This is a genomic window from Arthrobacter sp. TE12232 (genome assembly GCF_054062615.1).
The window spans coordinates 4,466,268-4,482,424 of record NZ_JBSSFK010000001.1; the positions used below are offsets into that span (position 1 = coordinate 4,466,268).

A 16,157-nucleotide genomic window follows, 5' to 3' on the forward strand; every position below is an offset into this window, starting at 1 on the left:
CACATGCCCGGAAGGAACGGGCGGCGACGCTCCTGGCAAAGCAGTCCGTGCACCGCCCGTGGTCCCGACACGCATGGGCCGCCCTCGTGTCGGCCTCGCTCACACTGGCCGGGCTGACCGTCAGCGAGATCGCCGCTGCGGACGTCGGGACGATCTCCACCGATTCGCTGCGGACAGGCTGGGATAGAGACGAGCCAGGGCTTTCGCCGTCGGCGGTCGCATCATCGAACTTCGGCAAACTGTTCTCTGCAACCGTGGACGGGCAGGTCTACGCCCAGCCCCTTGTGGTCGGCGGCACCGTGATCGCCGCGACGGAAAACAATGCCGTCTACGGACTGGACAGCGCCACGGGTGCGAAGAAATGGACCCGCAAACTCGGGCCGGCGTGGCCGGTGTCGACCGTCAGTTGCGGTGACCTCACCCCCAATATCGGAATCACGTCGACGCCGGTCTATGACCCTGCCACGAAGAGCGTCTTCCTGCTGGCGAAGACAAACGACGGCGCAACCAAACAGCTCCCGCACTGGTACATGCATTCCCTCGACGCGGTCACAGGAGCGGAGCGGCCCGGATTTCCCGTCACCATCGAAGGCGCCCCGACGAACGACCCCACCCGCCCGTTCAACCCCATGACCGCGATGCAGCGGCCCGGGCTGCTGCTCCTGAACGGCGTGGTCTACGCCGGATTCGCCAGCCACTGCGACTACACCCCGTTCGTCGGCTACGTCGTCGGTGTGTCGACGGCCGGGCGGCAGACGACGATGTGGGCGACCGAATCCGGCAACGCCAACGCGGAGGGCGGCATCTGGCAGTCCGGCGGCGGACTGGTGTCCGACGGCCCCGGCCAGATCCTGCTCACCACCGGCAACGGCATCTCGCCGAAGGCCGGCCCGGGCACGAAGCCTCCCACTACCCTGGCGGAGTCGCTGGTCCGGCTCCGCGTCGGCACCGACGGCAACCTGAAGCCCACCGACTTCTTCAGCCCGGCGGACAACGCGAAACTGAACCGCAACGACGCCGATCTGGGGTCCGGTGCGCCGGTCGGGATACCGGACGGCTACGGCACAGCGGCGCACCCGCACCTGATGGCGCAAATCGGCAAAGGCGGCCAGTTGTACCTGCTGGACCGCGACAATCTGGGCGGCATGGCGCAAGGGCCGGGCGGAACTGACGCCGTCCTCGACAAGGCCGGTCCCTACAGCGGAGTATGGGGAAAGCCCGCGTTTCTCGGGACCAGCACCGGCGGATACCTCTACGTCGTCGAGAGCAACGGGTATCTCCGGGCCTTCAAACTCGTGCCAGGCGCCACCGGCGGCGTCAGCCTCGCCGCCGTCGGCACCTCCGCCGGAACCTTCGGGTTCAGTTCCGGTTCCCCGGTGGTGACGTCCTCCGGTACGGACGGCTCGTCCGCCTTGGTCTGGGTGGTCTACGTCAGCGGAGGCACCGGGGCAGACGCGGAACTGCGCGCCTACCGTGCACTCCCGGATAACACCGGGAACCTCCAGGAAGTGTTCAGTGCCCCTCTGGGTACGGGGGCCAAGTTCTCCTCCGTGGCCACTGACAAAGGCCGTGTGTATGTAGGTACCCGGGACGGGCACGTCCTGGGCTTCGGCGCTCCGACAACATCAGCGGTCGGGGCGAAGGACACCGACCTCGGCCAGGTCAAGGTTGGTTCCTCGGTGACCGGAAGCGTGACGATCACGGCGTCGCGGGCGGTAACGATCAACTCCATCACCGCCGGTGCCCCGTTCAAGGTCGGCACCACGCTCACGCTGCCCCGGAAGCTGTCCAAAGGGGCAAGCATGACGGTTCCCGTGACCTTCTCGCCGACGGTCGCGGGACAGGCCGATGGCACGCTCACCGTCAAAACCGCCGACGGCGAGACCGACCTCCTCGGCGTCCACGGCGTCGGCACGAAGGAGGGCCTGGGCGCGACCCCGGCCCTGGTCCAGTTCACCGACGTACCCACCAAGACGGTCAGCCGGCAGACGGTCAACATCGTCAATACCGGAACGACCGTCGTCAAGATCACCGGCGTCACCTTGCCGGTCAACGCACAGCTCAGCGTCGACCCGGCCACGGTGCCGGCCGTGGGTCAGACGATCCAGCCCCTGGCGTCGGTGGCCGTATCCATGATGTTCAGTCCCACGACGGCGACGCCGGTCACCGACTCGCTCGTCGTCGCCAGTGACCGCGGCAAGGTGACAGTCAAGGTAACCGCGACCGCCGTCGAAGGAGCGGCGCACCTGCAAATGCCGCGCTCGCTGGACTTCGGTGACGTCCCGGTCGGGACCTCGGCCACACGGGCGTTCCAGATACAGAACACCGGCAACGTGCCCATGACCATCACCAAGGCGAAGGCGCCGCAGGGAGCCTTCTCGACCACCACACCCATTGCCGAGGGACTGAAGATTCCCGCGGGTGAATCCGCATACCAGAGCGTGACCTTCACGCCGTCGGCCTTCGGCCAGGCCGGGACGACGGACACTTACTATCTGATCACCGCCGACGACGGCCAGGGCGCGCTGAAGGTGATGCTCACCGGGAACGGCACCGACGACCCGATTGCGGCCTACGCGTGGAAGACCAACGCAGGACGTCCGGGGTCAATCCTCGGCCGCTCGCTGACCCTGGAATACGACGTTGCAGGAGGGAAATGCCAGGACTATTTCCGAGGGATGATCTGCTGGTCGCCCAAGACCGGCGCACACGCGGTGGTCGGCGAGATCAGCAGCCGGTTCAGGGCCGCCGGCGGCGCAGCGGGCATCCTGGGCTTCCCGACGACCGATGAGCAGCTTTCCCCGGACGGAGCAGGGAAGTACAGCAACTTCTCCGGTTCGGGCGGCGCCTCGATCTACTGGTCGCCGACAACCGGGGCGCACTATGTCCTGGGTGCGATCCGGGCCAAGTGGAGGGCGCTGGGGGCTGAAACAGGAGCTCTGGGCTATCCGATCACCGACGAGAAGGGCACCCCGGACGGGGTGGGGCGGTACAACCACTTCTCGGGCGCTGGCGGGGCATCGATCTACTGGACACCGACGACCAAGGCGCACTCGGTGACAGGTGCGATCCGGGCCAAGTGGGCGTCCCTGGGCTGGGAAACGGGCCTGGGCTATCCGACCACGGACACGACCGGTTCTGCGGACGGCGCGGGGCGCTTCAACCACTTCTCCGGGGCCGGCGGAAACTCGATCTTCTGGTCGCCGGCCACCGGGGCGCACTTTGTCCTGGGTTCGATCCGGGCCAAGTGGGCGTCCCTGGGCTGGGAAACCGGCGCGCTGGGCTACCCGATCACGGACGAGAAGGGCACCCCGGACAAGAAGGGGCGGTACAACCACTTCTCCGGTTCGAACGGTTCGTCGATCTACTGGTCGCCGGCGACCGGGGCGCACAATGTCCAGGGTGTGATCCGGGCCAAATGGGCATCCCTCGGCTGGGAGACGAGCCGGTTGGGCTATCCGACCAGCGACCAGTATTTGATTTCCACCGGTCGGGTGTCGGAATTTGAATACGGCCGGCTTACCTGGAACTCGACCACCAAGAAAGTGATCGGTTAGCGGTCCGCGGCGTCAGTACAGGAACTCCCGGATCAGTCCGGCTGTCTCCCGGGCCCGTTCAATGTGTGGCATGTGTCCTGTCTGCTCGAACAGATGCGTTTGGGCCTCGGGCAACAATCTGCGGGCCTCGTCCAAGTGCCCGGCCGGCAGAATGAGATCGGAGTCGCCCCACAGGATCAGCACGGGCTTCCCTGCCGCGGCGACCTCGGCGATCAGGCGCGACCGCCACCTCGGCCGGATCCCCCTGAACGTGCCAAGATCGCAGGCCACTTCGCGGAAAGCCCGCATGGCGCCCCGCTGCGAACCGCGGGCCACGCTCGCGGCAATGCGCTCCTGCGAAACGAAGGAACGGTTCACAAAGAGCGCCCGCTCCGTCCGGTACGCGGCCTTCGGCGAGGGCCGCAGGAGCAGCCGGCCGAGCACGGGCACCGCGATCAGCCGCAGCGCCGGGGTCACGGTCGCGCCGAATCCGGCGCTGTTGATCAGCACGAGGCGGCGCACCTTCTCCGGGCGCAGCACCGACAAGCGCATCGCGACGGCGCCCCCGAGCGAGTTGCCGACGACGTCGACGGCCCCCAACTCCTCTTCAGCGTCCAGGGCGTCCAGGAACCGGGAGACCCACGCGGCCAGGACGTCGAGCGTGTGCCGTCCGCGCAACGCCGTCGAGCCGCCAAACCCGGCGAGATCCACGCTGATCACCCGATGGCCGGCCCCCAGCAGCGTGTGCTGCTCATCCCAGTCCGCAAGGCTCCGGCCGATGCCATGGAGCAACAGGACCGGGGACCCGGTACCGGTGTCGCGGTAGGAGACCGGGCGGCCGTCCACGGCGATGCTCCGCGGTGCCGCCAGCACCGGGTCCGCACTCACAACGCCGCCAACGTGCGGGGTTTCCTTGAACGAGCCGCTGCGCCGTGTCCACTGAACAGCACGTCCGCTGAACAGCAAGCCGTTGCCGTGCAGCCGGCTCAGCCGGAACATCCTGACGTCCCGGGGGTAGTTCTGGTGCAGCCGCCACGGCGCGTGCGCGCCTTGTTTTGGCATCTGGTCGATGCCGCGGCGGATGTAGCCGGAGGTAAGGTCGATCAGCGGCCTGAGTTCGCCGACGTCGGGCGGGGCCACCGGCGTCACAGTGGTGTGACCGCTCCGGTCAAGGTGGCGCAGGATCCGGGCCACGTAGTGCACCACGAGATCGATCTTGAGGGTCCAGGACGCGTTCGTGTAGCCGATCGCGAAGGCCAGGTTCGGCACGTCGGCCAGCATCATGCCCTGATAGGTGACCTTCGTTGCCGGGTCCACCGGGACGCCGTCGACGCTGAGGGCCATGCCGCCGAAGAGCAGCAGATTCAGGCCGGTGGCCGTCACCACGACGTCGGCGGCCAGTTCCGCGCCGGAGGCAAGCCGGATCCCCGCCGGCGTGAGGGTCTCGATCGTGTCGGTAGCGACGTCGGCGCGGCCGGAGCGAATGGCCTTGAAGAGGTCGCCGTTCGGCACGATGCACAGCCGCTCGTCCCAGGGGTTGTACTTCGGCTGGAAGTGCTTCTCGACGTCGTAACCGTCGGGCAGGCGCTTCGTGACCTGGTGGCGCAGGATGCTCTTCATCTTTTCCGGACTCCGCCTGCTGATCTGGTAGCTCAGCAGCGCCCGCGCGATCCCCTTCCAACGCGAGACGACGCCGGCCAGGCGCCGGGGGACATGCCGGGATACGAGGGTGTCGAAACCGTCGTCGGTGTCCGGGAGGACGGCCATGTAGCCGGGGGAGCGCTGCAGCATGGTGACGTGCTCCGCGGTGGCTGCCAGCGCGGGAACGAGGGTGACGGCCGTGGCCCCGCTGCCGATCACGACGATCCGCTTGCCGGTCGCGTCGAAGTCCGCCGGCCAGTGCTGCGGGTGGATGATCTCGCCGGTGAAGCTGTCCTGGCCCGGGAACGTCGGGCTGTAGCCCTCGTCGTAGCGGTAGTAGCCCGAGCAGATGAAAAGGAACGAGCTCGTGAAGGTGACCGGCGCCTCGGCGCCGCGGCCGACCTCGACCGTCCACAACGAGGTTTCGGAGGACCAATCGGCCCTCACCACGCGGTGACCGTAGCGGATCAGGCGGTCAACGCCGTAGGCCGAAGCAGTTTCGCGCACGTACTGCAGGATGGACGCGCCCGGGGCGATCGACGTCGACGTCTCCCACGGACGGAACGGATAGCCGAGCGTGAACATGTCGCTGTCCGAGCGGACCCCCGGGTAGCGAAAGAGATCCCAGGTGCCGCCGCTGGATTCGCGGGCCTCGAGGATCGCCATCGATTTCGACGGGAACGCTGTGGTCAGGCGGCATGCAGCGCCGATGCCGGAGAGCCCGGCTCCGACGATGAGGACGTCGAGATGTTCGGCGATGATGGTGCTCCCTGGTAGTTGCGCGGCCGATGGGTGCCGCCCCGATTTCCCGCAGTCTATGAACAGGGTGTTGATGAAGTCAACACCCTGTCGAGAGGGTGCTACGCTGACCGCATGAACCCAGCATCCGCCGCAGAAACTGCGCCGCCGTCGTCCGGACCGGCGGCGGCGAAGGCCGCGCCCGACGACGCCGCACAGGGCGTTCCGAACCGGGGACGCCGGGCGGCCAGGCTGTCCGGCGACGAACGCCAGCGGGCCATCCTGGTCGCGGCCGAGCGGCTGCTCGGCGAAAAGGACTTTGCGGACGTCACGATCGACGACCTCGCCCGGGGCGCCGGCATCTCCCGTCCGACGTTTTACTTCTATTTCGCTTCGAAGCAGGCTGTTCTGCTGACCCTCCTGGACCAGGTGGCGCACGAGGCCGAGAAGCGCACGGCCGATGTCTTCAGCGACCTCAGCGCGGCACCGTCGGCCGCCTGGCGGAAGGCAATCGAAGCCTTCGCCGGGACGTTCGCGGCGCATCGGGGGGTCTCGGTGGCCGCTGCGGCCGCGCGTTCCTCGGAACCCGAACTCGCTGCCGAGTGGGCCACGCTGACGAACCGCTGGATCGACGCCACAGCGGCGGCGATCGGTGCTGAACGCGACCGCGGCGCTTCTCCCGCCGGACCGGAGCCGCGGCTGCTCGCCAGCGCGCTCAATCTGCTCAACGAGCGCGTCATCACGGCGGCGCTGACCGGGCTCGAGCCGACGGGACCGGCGCTTCGGGCACCAGCCCTCCCGGGCGTCGTTGAGGACACCATTGAGACCTTGCTCCACATCTGGCTCACCAGCATCTACGGAGCGGTGCCGGCTGACCCTTAGGAATGCCTACGCCGGAGGAAACTCCACTCACGCACTGCCGCTTTTCGAAGGAGAGATCATGCTCGCAGGCCGACTCGACGTTGGGACCGCCACGTTCGCGGTTGAGGAAGTACCGGAGCCTGAGGCCGGCCCCGGACAGGTACGGATCGCCGTCGCCGCGGCAGGCGTCTGCCTCTCTGACGTCCACCTCATCGAAGGAATGCTCAAGCCGCAGTACCTCCGCGGCGATACCGTGACCCTCGGGCACGAAGTCGCCGGGGTGATCGACCAGCTCGGCGACGGCGTGGAGGGGTTGCGGCTCGGCCAACGGGTGCTCCTCCATGCCGGCGAGGAGCGCGGCGGCACCGTTCTGACCCGCGGCGTGGACTACGACGGCGGATGGGCGGAGTACGCAGTCGCTTCGGCCGGAACTGTTGTTCCGCTGCCGGACAGCCTCCCCTTTGAACAGGCCTGCTTCATCCCCGACGCCGTTTCGACGCCGTGGGCGGCCATCACCTCGACGGCCAGGATCCAGCCGGGCAAGCCGGCCGGGATCTGGGGTGTGGGCGGTCTCGGTGCCCACGCGGTGCAGCTGCTCCGGCTCGTGGGCGCCGCTCCGATCATCGCCGTCGACCCGCTCGAAGCGGCCCGCGCCCGGGCCCTCGATTTCGGCGCCGACGTCGCCCTTGACCCCAACGACGCCGGATTCACGGCCGCCATGAGGGCGGCGACGCGCGGCCGCGGACTCGCCACGGCGTTCGACTTCGCCGGGGTGCCGGCCGTCAGGGAGCAGGCGGCGGGATCGCTGGGCGCCGGCGGAAAGATGGTGCTCGTGGGTCTGGCGGATCAACCCCTGCACGTGAGCAACGGGACTCTCTTCAGCTACCTCCGCCAGCAGATTCTCGGGCACTACGGTTCGGCCCCCGCCGACGTGGCCGATCTCGTCTCGCTCTACGAACTGGGCCGGATCGAGTTCTCCCGCTCCGTGAGCCGCATCATGCCGCTCGCCGACGCCGCCGAAGCCGTGCGGATGCTCAGCGAGAAGGACGGCAACCCGATTCGGATCGTGCTCAAGCCATAGCGGCTTCCGGTGACGTGGCGGTCTGGAAGCGGGAAGTCCCGGGGCGTAGATTGAAGCTCGGGGCACGCCGATTTCCGGGCACAGTCCCGACCAACAACGTGGCAGGGCGCAACGCCGCGCACGAGCATATGCGCAAGCCCCCTGCCGCGGGGAGGAGCGATCACATGAGCGAAGTCATCCAACGCCTGCTGGCTGCGATGAATGCCCACGACCTCGAGGCAGCAGCCGCGTTGTTCCATGAGTCCTACAAGAGCGTGCAACCGGCCCACCCGGCCAGGGCCTTCGTGGGAAGGCGGCAGATGCACGCCAACTGGGCAGCGATGTTCGCTGGCATTCCGGATTTTCACGCCGAGGTGATCAGCTCGGCGGACCACGGCAACACCGCGTGGAACGAATGGACCTGGGCCGGCACCCGCAGCGACGGACGGCCCTTCGACATGCGTGGTGTGACGATCTTCGAGGTCGAGGACGGCCTCATAACAGGCGGACGGCTGTACATGGAAGAGCTTGAACGAGAAAACGTGGGGATCGCCGAGACGGTGCAGTCGTTGGCGGGGCGCCGGCCGGATCAGCCCGCGCGGCCCGCGGACTGATAGGGCTGGCCTCATGACGAGCCGCATCACTTGCCGGGAGTCGGCCTTCGGAGGAGGATGAACGGCAAAGTCCAGGAGGTCCATCATGATCCAGCTTGGCAAGTTTGAGAAGTATCTGATTGAGGAATTCTTCGACGACTACCGCGCCGGCGCCATGAGCCAAGGCACGTTCACGCGCCGGGTGGCGTTCATTACAGGCAGCATGGCGACAGCCTCGGCAGCGATGCTCCTGGTCGGCTGCACGCCCGACGAAGTTCCTCGCAGCAAGGACCCCATGCCGACGCCGGCTACGTCCTCGGCCGGGCCGGGGCAAGGGACACGTGCGTCGTCCGCGGGTGCGGTACCGGGGGCCAAGAGTCCGTTGTCCGTCCCCGAGGGAGCGGCCGGACTCACGACGGCCATGGTGCGGTTCACCGCTGGCGGCACAGATATCAGCGGCTACCTTGCGCGGCCGGATCATGGACCGGCCGGCCCGGCCGTGCTGGTCTGCCACGAGAACCGCGGGCTGACCCCGCATATCCACGATGTGGCGCGCCGCTTCGCCAAGGCCGGGTATGCGGCACTGGCCCTGGACCTGCTGAGCCGGGAAGGCGGAACTGCGAGCATGGACCCGGACGCTGTCCCTGGAGCGCTGATCCAGGCCGGAGCCCGGCGGCACGTCTCCGACTTCGCCGCGGCCTTCGATTATCTGGCAGCCCAGAACTTCGTCGACCAGGGCCGGATCGCCATGAACGGTTTCTGCTTTGGCGGGGGAATCACCTGGCAGGCGGCGACGGCGCTCCCGGGTTTGAAGGCTACGTCCGCGTTCTACGGACCCGCGCCCGATCTGGACAAGGTGGCGGCCATCAAGGCGGCCGTCTTTGGTGTCTACGCCGAACTGGACCAGCGGATCACCGGCGCCATGCCGGCGCTCCGGGATGCCCTGGCCAAAACCGAGGTCCGGCATGAGCTCAAGGTTTATCCCGGTGTGGACCACGCCTTCCACAATGACACGGGGGAGCGTTACAACCGGGAGCAGGCCACCGCCGCGTGGAACGACACCCTGGCCTGGTTCGGCAAGTATGTCTAAAAAAGGGCATGGCTGGCTCAGCCTGTCATCATTCCAGACTCCAGCTATCGCAGACACCAGGAGGCCCGATGTTGGCAAAGCGCACGGTTGCGGTATTGACCGCGGCAGGCACGTTGGCCCTGAGCGGGTGCGGCGCCGCGCCCGCCCTCGAGCGGTCGGCCGCCGTGACGGCAGTATCCGACGGGATCCAAGCCGCCGTCGTCCGTGGCTGGGGGCCGGTGGTGGCGGGCGATGAGTTCAGCTACGCCGGGGCCCCGGACCCCGCTAAATGGAAGGTCTACGACGGCCCCGGGCACGCGGGCAAGGGGATCCGGAGTCCGAAGGCCTGGGCCGTAGGCGGCGGCGTGGTGACCGTCAGCGGCGACGCTGCGGGCACCACGGGCGGCATGTCCGCAAAGTTTGCCCAGCAGAAGTACGGCCGCTGGGAAGCGCGGATGAGGACCAATGCGCGGGACACGCAATACCATCCCGTCGTGATGCTGTGGCCGAACAACAACATATCGCCCACCTGCGCCGAAGTTGACTATGCGGAAGGCACCGCGGACACCACCAAGATCAAGTTCAACCTGCACCACGCGTGCAGCGGCCCGAACTTCCAGACCCGGGCCGCACGGACGATGGACACGACCCAGTGGCACAACTATGCCGTGGAGTGGACTCCCGCCGGGATCACCGGATACCTCGATGGGCTGCTGTGGTTCAGCGACACGAACCCGGCGCATCAGCCCACCGTGGGGATGCACCAATCCGTGCAGCTTGACTGGTTCCCTAACGGGAATCCCACCCATCCGAGCCAGATGCAGGTCGACTGGATCCGCGTCTACAAGTGAGGTCCCGTACGTGAGCCGGTGAAGCCGCGCTTACTCTCCGACGGCAGCCTTCAAGGCGGCAAGGTGTTCCACCAACGCCCGTTCCGGGTGTCCGGGATGGGCGTCAAGTTGCCGGCGGAGCAGTTCCCGGGCCCGGTCGTGCTCCGGCGCGGTGTCGGCGAGCACGGCTTCGATGATTCTGGCGGCCTGATGTCGGATTCCGGCCGCACCTGAGGCATGCTCTGCGCCGAATGCCAGGTCATCGCGATCCTGGTCTTCCTGGAGTCCTGGAGTGGACGACGGCTCCACCGACATGGGCTATTCCTTTGGTCAACGTTCCGGCTGAGCCCGGAACCGGTGTTCCGACTTCCCCCCATCCCGGGTATGGGACCCGGATCCGAAGGCGGACCACCGAGACACACCATACAACGGCGCCGGACGCGCTTGCCCAGTGCTAGCGAAGTTTTTGCCAAGCTGATGCACAAGTTACGGCGTCGAGGCCTTGAGCGGCCCCGCATCCGCGATCGCCACCTCCAAAATTCCCGGCACCGCGTGCATTGGTCATCTCCCCGAAAACACATGGAAATACTCGCCGGGTAGCCTCGCAGCAAGGTATCCGTTCGGAAAGGTAGTGCGTCATGCGTGTTGGACTGATCCGGGTAATGACGACGTCGGACCGCCGCCTGCTCCACGCCCACGGCAAACTCCTGCAGGAAGCATTCGGATTCACCGTCACCTCCCGCTGTATTCCGGACCAGCCGTCCGGCGTCTACGATCAGGCGTCGCTCGAGTCTGCGGCTCCCAAGGTGGTCCAGTTGGCGCAGGAAATGGCCGGGGAGGCCGACGCCCTGATTATCAGTTGCACGTCGGACCCGGGGCTGGCCGCAACCCGGGCAGCCGTGGATATCCCGGTCATCGGGGCGGGAGCCGCAGCCGCGGCCGCCGCGCTGACGTTCGGCGGAAGGATCGGGGTCCTGGGACTGGGCGCCCATGTGCCGGGCCCGATCGCGGAGTCGCTGGGCGACCGCATGCTGCTCATTGACGGCGAAGGGCGGCGCGAAACGCCCGATGCGTTCCTGATGCCCGCCGGGATTTTCGATGCCCTCGCCGCGGCCCACATGCTGGTTGATGCCGGCGCCGACGTCATTGTCCAAGCGAGCACGGGCCTGAGCAGCATCGGCATGGCGGACGTGCTCCGCCGCCGGCTCGGGGTGCCGGTTATCGACGCCGTGACGGCGGCCGGCTCCATGCTCGTCTCAGCGGTGTTTGCCCGCGAAGTCCAGAAGGTTTGAAGCCGGCGACCGAGGCCTACTTGTAGACGCGGACCCAGTCGACCTGCATCTGTGAAGGCTTGGTGGCTGATCCGTCAGGGAACCAGTCCAACTGCAGCGTCTGGTGCATGCCCACGGAGGGCAGGTGCGCCGGGTTCGTGTCGGAGAAGGTCTTCACGCCGTCGATGTAGCCGGTGATGCCGCCAGGAGTCCACTCGACGGCATAGTTGTGCCACTGGGTGGTGTCGATGGTCGTGGCCGCCGTGGTCTGGAAGTTCGAGCCGCTGCAGGCATAGTGCAGGAAGAACTTGATCTGGGCGGTGTTGGTGCTGCCCTCGGCGTAGTCGATCTCGGCGCAGTTGGGGGAGGTGTTGTTGTTCGGCCACAGGATCAGCACAGGATGGTACTTCGGGTCCCGGGCGTTGGTCCGCATGCGGGTCTCCCACTTGCCGTACTTTTGCTGCGCAAATTTGGCCGACATGCCGCCCGTGGTGCCGGCCGAGTTACCGCTGACTGTGGCCACGCCGTTGGCAACTGACCACGCCTGCGGGCTGCGCAGGCCCTTTCCGGCATGTCCGGTTCCGTTGAAGACGCTCCACTTGGTGGAGTCCGGGGCGCCCGTGTTGGAGAACTCGTCGCCCGCGACAACCGCACCCCAGCCCCGGGTCGTGGCGGCCTGCGAACCGTCGCCGGTGGCGGCGACGGCGGCTTGGGCGGAAACGGGCGCGGCGGCCGGCGTGACCGACGTCGAACCCGTGGCGGCTGCCGCCGGAGCGGCACCCCCTGCGCCCGGATCGACCGGTGCGGCTGCGGGTGTGGCAGGGACTGCCGGCGCCGCCACGATTCCGGGATCTGCCGCTGTAGTGGCCGACCCGCCGACCGGCTTCAGCGCAGACCCGGTGGCCGGCGCCTTACTCGCTGCGGCCGCCGACGGCGTCGACGCCACGGCGGGATGTGAGGCCTCGCTGGCCGGGGAAAGGGCTGCGGCTCCTGCCGTGGGAGCAGCGCCGCACCCGGTCAGGGACAGTGCGCCCATGGTCAGCGCAATGGCGATTTTGTTGAAGTGTGTCGTCTTGAACTGTGCTTCTTTGGACGGTGCATCTTTGGACGGTGATTTCGTGAACAACGGACCCCTCCGGGCTTGGTGACTGGCGCACACAACCGTCGCTGCCAGGGCGGCGGCCAGTGCGGGAAGCTTCATCCGGCCCCTGCCGCAAGGGCACGGGCGAGCAGACGCCGAACGGCGCAACCGGGCCCGGCAAGGGGCAGTCCGGGGCCCTGCGTTCGGGCCAGGCCTTCGCGGCCAGTCGCCTACGTTACTGGATCGTTACCTTGGCCCGCAAACCTGCGCTTGTCGCCGCAAGTGCCGGAGTCGGGCGGCTTGATCGGATGCGGCGGCCCGGCGCCCCCTCATTCTCCAGACGGAAAATCGTAGGCGGCCGGGATCTTTGCCGGGGGAGTGCCGTAGCTCAGGACGATTTCGTCGTGTGCCTTCAACGGGAGGTCCCGGATGCCGGCGTCGTACTTCTGGCCGTTCACGTAGAGGGTCCACCCGTCCAGCGATCCCGCCCCGGTGCCCGGGGCGCCGCTGCCTCCGAGGACGCCCCATTCCGTGAAGAGCTGCCCGAGGGTGAAGACCTGGCCGGCAGTGGGGGACTCGATGTGCACCACGCCGGTGGTGTCGTGGGTGTGCAGCGCGGAGATGCCGTTGGCCCTGTTGTCCGGGCCGGCCGTGATGCCGATGTTGGCCGGCACAGCTACGGCCTTGCCGTCCTTCAGCACGTCCAGATGCGCATGGTAGTGGTCCACGTTCCCCTCGGCTGTCAGCACCGAGAGACCGGCCTGGGCGATCCGTCCGGGAGCCCCTGCGATGTCGAGGCCAAAATCGGCGGCGGAGGCTGTGGAGGTCGTCGGCGCCGCCGACGTGGCAGGCACCTCGGGGGACGGCCCGGAAGCAGCACACGACGCCACCCCCAACGTCACGGCGGAAAGTGCGACGGCAAGTGCCAGCTTGGGGTGCCTGGTGGTGGTGTGCATGGCTGGAGAACCGCTTTCAATCGGAAACTTGTCCCAATCAGTCTAGGTAGGCGCAGCCGGCGGGGCACGATTACGCGTTTTCCCGCCCGCGCGCCGAGGGGAAAGAATGGACCTGTGAGTGATGCTGGCGATTTCATTGACCTCGCGCTGCAGCGGGAAGGTTCCTGGAGCCGTGCGGAGGCGCTGCGGTACGGGCTGGGAAAGAATCCGGGGGGCGGTGGCCTCGGTTTCTACGGCGCCTCCGTGGGTGCCGTGCGCGGGACCGTCCGGGATGCCGGCCGCCGGTATTCCGGACTCGCGCATGATGAGATCACGGCACTGAGTTCTGAACTCTGGGCGGTGCCGGTCTTCGAGCGCCGCCTCGCAGCAGTCGTGCTGCTGCAGGACAACGTGAAGCTGTTGACCAACTCGGATCTCACCCGGCTGGAGGGCTTCATCCGGGAGGCTCGGCTGCCGGACCTCGTGGATCCGCTCGCCGTCGACGTCGTCGGGCCGCTCGTGGACGGTCTGGACGTCCTGGGCAGGGTGCGGGCCGACAGCGTGCTGGACCGGTGGGTGCGCGAGCCCGATCCCTGGCTGCGCCGGGCCGCGCTTCTTTCGCCGCTGATGGCGTTGCGCGCCGGCGCCGGGGATTGGGACAGGTTCGTCCGCCACGCGCGGGCGGTGCTCGGCGAGGACGCGGCGGGTTTGACGTTCGACGCCGACACGGAGGCCGACGGCGCCACAGCCGACGACGCCGCGGCGGTGCGGGACGCCGTAACGCGGGTCCTGGCGGAAATGGCCAAGAGGAGACCCGAGCTACAGTTCACGCCCGTCGGAAGGTGACGTTCCCTTACTCGATCTTGTTCAGTGCTTCGGAGCGTTTGGATCGCCTGGATCAGATTGGTCGGCGGTGCTGCCGGCTTCGCTTGAGCCGCCGCCGGCCTTCGCGGGCAACGCGAACCTCCTGGCCGCCCGTGACCCGGCCACTGCGCTCGCGGCGATGGTGATCAACGCACCCATCAGCAGGGCTGCTGCCTCGCCGGGGAACAGGACGTCAAGCTGCGTGCCGATGCTCGCAGCTGCCACCGGCACGCCGAGCTGGGCCGCCGACAACACGCCGAGCGGCAGGGGGAGCCCCAGGAACGCCAAACCGGCGTGCGCCAGCAATGTTCCGGCTCCCAGTGCCAGACCGAGCGCAATCATGTCCGGATGCCCGGCCAGGTCCTTGAGCGTGAGGGATGCGCCCAGCCAGACGAAGAACAGCGGGCCCAGGAAGCCGTCGCTGAGGGCAAAAAGTTGCCGGGCCAGCCGCCTCGGTTCGCCGACGGCCGCCACCACCAGGCCGAAGGAAAAGCCCGCCATCATCACGGACACGTTGCCGAAAGTCGCGACACCGGCCAGGGCAAACAGCACCGCCAACTGGATCCTCAGCTCCAGGGCAAACTTGCGGTTCTCCGAGAGCCGGTGCACGTGGCCGCGGATTCCCGTGCTCTCCAGCCAGCGGAGTATAAAAAAGAGCGCCACAGCGCAGCCCGCCACCGTGAGCACGGTCAGGGCCGCCCGGCCCGCGTGCGGCGGATCCACCAGGAGCGGCAACGCCACAATGCAGGCTATGTCAGCGATCGCCACCTGTGCGGTCATGGAAACGACGTCGGGTCCGCCGAGGCGCAGAGAATCGACGATCGGGAGGACCAGCGCGGCCGACGAGGACGCCAGCAGCACGACGTAGAGGGGAGCATGTCCAGTCCCGAAGAGCAGGCCGATGCCGGTTCCGACGACCACTGCCGCCGCGGCGGCCGCCACGGCGCGGCGGGTGCCTTTGCCGAGGGCGGAGCGGATTTGGGGATCCCGCACGGGAACATGGGTTCCGGCCACGAACATCATCAGTGCAAACCCGATGTTGGCCAGGAAGCTGAACGTCGGATCTGCCGGGTTCACCAGGCCCAGGCCCGTCCGTCCGATCGCGATCCCGGCCAGCAGTTCGCCCAGTACCACCGGCAGCCGCCAGTGCACCGGCAGCGCGAGCAGGGGACCAGCCAGGGCGACGACGGCGATCAGCGCCAGGGTCAGGAAGGTCATGGCTCGAGACTGCGGGACGGCCCCGGGCCAATCGGGGCAACAAGCTTCACCGGAATGTCGGTGTTCTCGTCCGTGAGGTAGGAGGCGCAGACCCGGTGATAGCCGTCGGCAATCTGGGCCGCGACTCCGGCGTCGAGGTCCCCGCGGACCAGGAGGACGGGGGAGAGCGGGCGGCCGTCGGCAATCTTGGCCAGGTCGGAGGCCACATGGGGGTTGTCCCGGGTCAGGAGCGGCAGGCCTGAGGCCCGCAGGATGTCTTTGGCCACGTGGTGGGTTACGGGCGCCAGGCGCAACGACTCCACGATGACGGCGGCCCGTGCGTCATCGGTGAGCAGCGAGAGATAACGACCGGCGGCCGGATAGTCGTGTTCCTCGGGCTCCCCGCGCCACAACACCTGGTCGCCCTCATGGCCCTTGTCCGAATCCTTTGTCATGGAATGAGACTAGTCCCGTGGAGGGG

Annotated in this window: 14 protein-coding genes; 8 read left to right on the forward strand and 6 right to left on the reverse strand. The window is 67.8% G+C overall.

The window, feature by feature from the left end; translation table 11 throughout:
* The first annotated feature begins 86 nt into the window (after positions 1-86).
* Positions 87-3,557 (forward strand): choice-of-anchor D domain-containing protein, encoded by a 3,471-nt coding sequence (locus tag ACVWZ7_RS19960; RefSeq protein WP_456508876.1) that lies wholly within the window; start codon positions 87-89, stop codon positions 3,555-3,557.
* Between the two features lie 12 nt (positions 3,558-3,569).
* Here ACVWZ7_RS19960 and ACVWZ7_RS19965 read toward each other — a convergent pair whose 3' ends face one another.
* The gene (locus ACVWZ7_RS19965) at positions 3,570-6,134 is read right to left on the reverse strand and encodes an alpha/beta fold hydrolase (protein ID WP_456509158.1); all 2,565 of its coding nucleotides are present in this window, start codon (positions 6,132-6,134) and stop codon (positions 3,570-3,572) included.
* Here ACVWZ7_RS19965 and ACVWZ7_RS19970 point away from each other — a divergent pair.
* The 5 genes from ACVWZ7_RS19970 to ACVWZ7_RS19990 all read left to right on the forward strand — a co-directional run bounded on the left by ACVWZ7_RS19970 (position 6,051) and on the right by ACVWZ7_RS19990 (position 10,349).
* Positions 6,051-6,797, forward strand: a complete 747-nt coding sequence (locus ACVWZ7_RS19970; protein ID WP_456508877.1) for a TetR/AcrR family transcriptional regulator — start codon at positions 6,051-6,053, stop codon at positions 6,795-6,797. The two genes, ACVWZ7_RS19965 and ACVWZ7_RS19970, sit on opposite strands and share 84 nt — an antisense overlap.
* A gap of 58 nt (positions 6,798-6,855) precedes the next feature.
* Positions 6,856-7,857, forward strand: a complete 1,002-nt coding sequence (locus tag ACVWZ7_RS19975; protein ID WP_456508878.1) for a zinc-binding dehydrogenase — start codon at positions 6,856-6,858, stop codon at positions 7,855-7,857.
* Positions 7,858-8,021: 164 nt separating this feature from the next.
* Positions 8,022-8,450, forward strand: coding sequence for a nuclear transport factor 2 family protein (locus ACVWZ7_RS19980; protein ID WP_456508879.1), 429 nt, complete (start codon positions 8,022-8,024; stop codon positions 8,448-8,450).
* 85 nt (positions 8,451-8,535) lie between these two features.
* Entirely contained in the window at positions 8,536-9,519 is a 984-nt protein-coding gene (locus tag ACVWZ7_RS19985) for a dienelactone hydrolase family protein (protein WP_456508880.1), read from the forward strand.
* 68 nt (positions 9,520-9,587) lie between these two features.
* Complete coding sequence (locus ACVWZ7_RS19990; RefSeq protein WP_456508881.1) at positions 9,588-10,349, forward strand: glycoside hydrolase family 16 protein; 762 nt, start codon at positions 9,588-9,590, stop codon at positions 10,347-10,349.
* 30 nt (positions 10,350-10,379) lie between these two features.
* Here the strand turns inward: ACVWZ7_RS19990 and ACVWZ7_RS19995 are convergent, their stop codons facing one another.
* Positions 10,380-10,643 (reverse strand): hypothetical protein, encoded by a 264-nt coding sequence (locus tag ACVWZ7_RS19995; protein ID WP_456508882.1) that lies wholly within the window; start codon positions 10,641-10,643, stop codon positions 10,380-10,382.
* A 323-nt stretch (positions 10,644-10,966) separates the two neighbouring features.
* Between ACVWZ7_RS19995 and ACVWZ7_RS20000 the strand changes: the two genes are divergently transcribed.
* The gene (locus ACVWZ7_RS20000; protein ID WP_456508883.1) at positions 10,967-11,620 is read left to right on the forward strand and encodes an aspartate/glutamate racemase family protein; all 654 of its coding nucleotides are present in this window, start codon (positions 10,967-10,969) and stop codon (positions 11,618-11,620) included.
* A gap of 16 nt (positions 11,621-11,636) precedes the next feature.
* Here ACVWZ7_RS20000 and ACVWZ7_RS20005 read toward each other — a convergent pair whose 3' ends face one another.
* Positions 11,637-12,800 (reverse strand): glycoside hydrolase family 16 protein, encoded by a 1,164-nt coding sequence (locus tag ACVWZ7_RS20005; RefSeq protein WP_456508884.1) that lies wholly within the window; start codon positions 12,798-12,800, stop codon positions 11,637-11,639.
* Between the two features lie 209 nt (positions 12,801-13,009).
* On the reverse strand, positions 13,010-13,636 hold the full coding sequence (locus ACVWZ7_RS20010) for a DUF4430 domain-containing protein (protein WP_456508885.1): 627 nt from the start codon (positions 13,634-13,636) through the stop codon (positions 13,010-13,012).
* A 114-nt stretch (positions 13,637-13,750) separates the two neighbouring features.
* Between ACVWZ7_RS20010 and ACVWZ7_RS20015 the strand changes: the two genes are divergently transcribed.
* Entirely contained in the window at positions 13,751-14,461 is a 711-nt protein-coding gene (locus tag ACVWZ7_RS20015) for a DNA alkylation repair protein (protein ID WP_456508886.1), read from the forward strand.
* 21 nt (positions 14,462-14,482) lie between these two features.
* Here ACVWZ7_RS20015 and ACVWZ7_RS20020 read toward each other — a convergent pair whose 3' ends face one another.
* Positions 14,483-15,697, reverse strand: a complete 1,215-nt coding sequence (locus tag ACVWZ7_RS20020) for a cation:proton antiporter (protein ID WP_456508887.1) — start codon at positions 15,695-15,697, stop codon at positions 14,483-14,485.
* Positions 15,694-16,131 (reverse strand): hypothetical protein, encoded by a 438-nt coding sequence (locus ACVWZ7_RS20025; RefSeq protein ID WP_344367551.1) that lies wholly within the window; start codon positions 16,129-16,131, stop codon positions 15,694-15,696. The genes ACVWZ7_RS20020 and ACVWZ7_RS20025 overlap by 4 nt, the downstream gene beginning before the upstream one ends.
* Between the last annotated feature and the right edge of the window lie 26 nt (positions 16,132-16,157).

Bases quoted from the DNA above. Each gene is read 5' to 3' on its own strand.
- ACVWZ7_RS19970 (WP_456508877.1), top strand. From the start codon at position 6,051: ATGAACCCAGCATCCGCCGCAGAAACTGCGCCGCCGTCGTCCGGACCG.
- ACVWZ7_RS19975 (WP_456508878.1), top strand. From the start codon at position 6,856: ATGCTCGCAGGCCGACTCGACGTTGGGACCGCCACGTTCGCGGTTGAG.
- ACVWZ7_RS19980 (WP_456508879.1), top strand. From the start codon at position 8,022: ATGAGCGAAGTCATCCAACGCCTGCTGGCTGCGATGAATGCCCACGAC.
- ACVWZ7_RS19985 (WP_456508880.1), top strand. From the start codon at position 8,536: ATGATCCAGCTTGGCAAGTTTGAGAAGTATCTGATTGAGGAATTCTTC.
- ACVWZ7_RS19990 (WP_456508881.1), top strand. From the start codon at position 9,588: ATGTTGGCAAAGCGCACGGTTGCGGTATTGACCGCGGCAGGCACGTTG.
- ACVWZ7_RS19995 (WP_456508882.1), bottom strand. From the start codon at position 10,643: ATGTCGGTGGAGCCGTCGTCCACTCCAGGACTCCAGGAAGACCAGGAT.
- ACVWZ7_RS20000 (WP_456508883.1), top strand. From the start codon at position 10,967: ATGCGTGTTGGACTGATCCGGGTAATGACGACGTCGGACCGCCGCCTG.
- ACVWZ7_RS20005 (WP_456508884.1), bottom strand. From the start codon at position 12,800: ATGAAGCTTCCCGCACTGGCCGCCGCCCTGGCAGCGACGGTTGTGTGC.
- ACVWZ7_RS20010 (WP_456508885.1), bottom strand. From the start codon at position 13,636: ATGCACACCACCACCAGGCACCCCAAGCTGGCACTTGCCGTCGCACTT.
- ACVWZ7_RS20020 (WP_456508887.1), bottom strand. From the start codon at position 15,697: ATGACCTTCCTGACCCTGGCGCTGATCGCCGTCGTCGCCCTGGCTGGT.
- ACVWZ7_RS20025 (WP_344367551.1), bottom strand. From the start codon at position 16,131: ATGACAAAGGATTCGGACAAGGGCCATGAGGGCGACCAGGTGTTGTGG.